Here is a 2,846-nt window from a genome sequence, read left to right on the forward strand (position 1 = left end):
CCAGCCGGCGATCGCCTGCATCACGCCGAGTTGAGTCTCCGCGGGGATCGATGAGGCCTCGCCCCAGCCGTGGGCGTAGAAGCGGAGCGGGCGGGACGCGGTGACCGCGGCGTCCTTCTGACGGAGCGAGCCGGCGGCGGCATTGCGCGGATTGGCGAACTGGCGCGCCTTGGCAGGGTCCTCCGCTTCGCCGAGCAGGCGCGCGTTCAAGGCCGCGAAATCGGCCTTGGACATGTAGACCTCGCCGCGGATCTCGAAGACGTCGGGAGCGCCCTCGATCCGCTGCGGAACGTTCCTGATCGTGCGGACATTCTCCGTCACCACCTCCCCGGTGGTGCCGTCGCCGCGCGTCGCCGCGAGGACGAGCTCGCCCTTTTCGTAGCGGAGCGAGCAGGAAAGGCCGTCGATCTTCGGCTCGGCGGTGAGCGCCACCGCCTCGTCCGCGGCGAGGCTCAGGAAGCGACGGACGCGGCCGATGAAGTCCGCCACGTCCTCGTCCGAAAAGGCGTTGTCGAGGCTGAGCATCGGCAGCGCGTGCGCCACCTTCGAAAGATGCGCGGCCGGCGCGGCACCGACCTGCCGGGACGGACTGTCCTCGCGCACCAGCTGCGGAAATTGCGCCTCCAACTCGGCATTCCGCCGCACCAGCGCGTCATATTCCGCGTCACTTATCTCCGGCGCGTCCTCCGAATGGTAGAGCCGGTTATGATGCGCGATCTCCCGCGCGAGCCGCTCAAGCTCGGTGGCGGCCTCCTGCTCGCTCAGTACCATAAGGGACAAGACCCAACGAGAATAGCCGAAGCGACCAGGATCATTGTGAAGTGACGTGGCGACTGACGCCGGAAGACCTCCAGCGCCCAGATGATGTTTAAGAAGCCCGCCATGACCGCAGCCAATATCCAGGCTGTTCCCCAAGCACCCAACCCTCTTTCATCCCCTCCTATTGCCCACAGGAGGAGCGGCATTCCGAGGAAGGCAGCCCCCGATGCCAGTGCGAACACGGCCGCAACGGCCATCATCAGGAGCTGAGCTGCAGCCTCCAAGGAGGCACGCAAGTGCGACACCACTAAGCAGCCTCCAGCAATCGCACCGCCTGCGCCCTGGCTTCGTCGGTCACCTGCGCGCCCGAGAGCATGCGCGCGATCTCCTCGCGCCGCTTCGCCTCGTCGAGCTGGTTCACGCTGGTGCGGGTGACGGTGCCTTCGTGGCTCTTTTCAATCAGAAGATGCTGGTTGCCACGGGCGGCGACCTGGGGGCTGTGGGTGACGACGAGGAGCTGGGCCTGCTCCGACAAGCGGTGAAGCCGCTCGCCGATCGCGCTGGCTACGGCGCCGCCGACGCCGCGGTCGATCTCGTCGAAGATCATCGTGGCCGCACCGCCGCGCTCCGCCAGCGCGACCTTCAGCGCAAGGATGAAGCGAGACAATTCGCCGCCGCTGGCGATGCGGGTGAGCGGTGCGAAGGGCGCGCCGGGATTGGTGGAGACCTCGAACTCGACGCGGTCGCGGCCGCGGGCGCTCCATTGCGCCTGGTCGAGCGGCTCGATCACCGTCTTGAACCTGGCGGCGTCGAGCTTCAGCGGCGCGAGCTCGCGCGCGACTGCGAGGTCGAGCCGCGCGGCCGCGGCTTCGCGCAGGCGGCTGAGCTCGGCGGCCGAGGCCTCGAAGGCTGAGCGGCTTTCGATCACCGCTCTTTCCAGCGCAGCCAGATGCTCCTGGCCGCTTTCGATCGCCGAGAGCTTCCCCGCCAGCTCCTCGGCAAGCGCAGGCAGCGCGTCCGGCTCGACGCGGTGCTTGCGGGCGAGCGCACGAAGCTCGAACAGGCGAGTCTCGGCTTCCTCCAGCCGCGCGGGGTCGTAAGCCATCGCGTCGGCCGCCTCCGCGAGCCGGTCCTCGGCTTCCGACGCTTCGATCACGGCCCGGTCGATCGCGGCGAGCGCTTCGCCGAGCTTGTCATGCTCGCCCGCGATCCGGTCCAGCCGCCGCGCCGCCTGCCGGAGCAGGGAAAGCCCGCCCTCCGATCCCTGCAGCAGCTCCGCGGCAGCGGCGATGTCCTCGTCGAGGCGGGCGCCCTTCTGCATGTTGGCCCGGAGGCCCGCCAGCTCCTCCTCCTCGCCCGGCTCCGGCGCAAGCTTCTGAAGCTCCGCCACCGCATGCTCCAGATAGTCCCGGTCGCGGGCCGCGGCGTCGAGCTCGTCGCGCGCAACGGCCAGCGCCGCCTCGGCGCCGCGCCATGCGGCAAAGGCGTGCTCGCAGACCCTGGTGTCGATCCGCCCGTAGCTGTCCAGCAGTGCACGATGGCCACGCGGGTTCAAAAGGCCGCGATCGTCATGCTGTCCGTGGATCTCGACCAGCATGGCGCCAATGTCGCGGAGGAGGGCGGCCGACGCCGACTGGTCGTTGATCATCGCCCGGCTGCCGCCGTCGGCCTTGACGATGCGGCGGATGACGAGCGGCTCGCCCGGCTCCGCATCAAGCCCGTTGTCGCGAAGAAGGGCGTTGGCCGGGTGATCGTCCGGTATTTCGAAGGTGACGCTGACCACCGCCTGCGGCTGGCCTGAGCGGACGAGGCCGCTGTCGGCGCGCATCCCGAGCGCGAGGCCGAGCGCATCGAGGAGGATCGATTTGCCGGCCCCGGTCTCGCCGGTAAGTACGCCGAGGCCTGACCCGAATTCGAGGTCCAGGGTCTCGATGAGGACGACGTCACGGATCGAGAGGGCGGTCAGCACGAGCCCCCCGGACGATCAGGACGCGGCGGTGGCCGCCGCCGCCGTTGCTGTGCCGCCGTGCTTCTGCATCAGCGAATAGGCGCGCTCATACCATTTGCTGCCGGGATAATTGGCGCCG

2 protein-coding genes are annotated in these 2,846 nt (G+C 69.0%); both read right to left on the minus strand.

Annotated features, from left to right (window positions below):
- Positions 1-771 (minus strand): NAD-dependent DNA ligase (locus tag VF662_RS16465; RefSeq protein ID WP_464143036.1); only part of this gene is annotated, 771 nt, incomplete at its 3' end.
- A 295-nt stretch (positions 772-1,066) separates the two neighbouring features.
- Entirely contained in the window at positions 1,067-2,728 is a 1,662-nt protein-coding gene (recN, locus tag VF662_RS16470; RefSeq protein WP_464143037.1) for a DNA repair protein RecN, read from the minus strand.
- Between the last annotated feature and the right edge of the window lie 118 nt (positions 2,729-2,846).

The sequence above is a fragment of the Allosphingosinicella sp. genome (genome assembly GCF_036387215.1).
In the GTDB taxonomy this organism is placed as follows: Bacteria; Pseudomonadota; Alphaproteobacteria; order Sphingomonadales; family Sphingomonadaceae; genus Allosphingosinicella.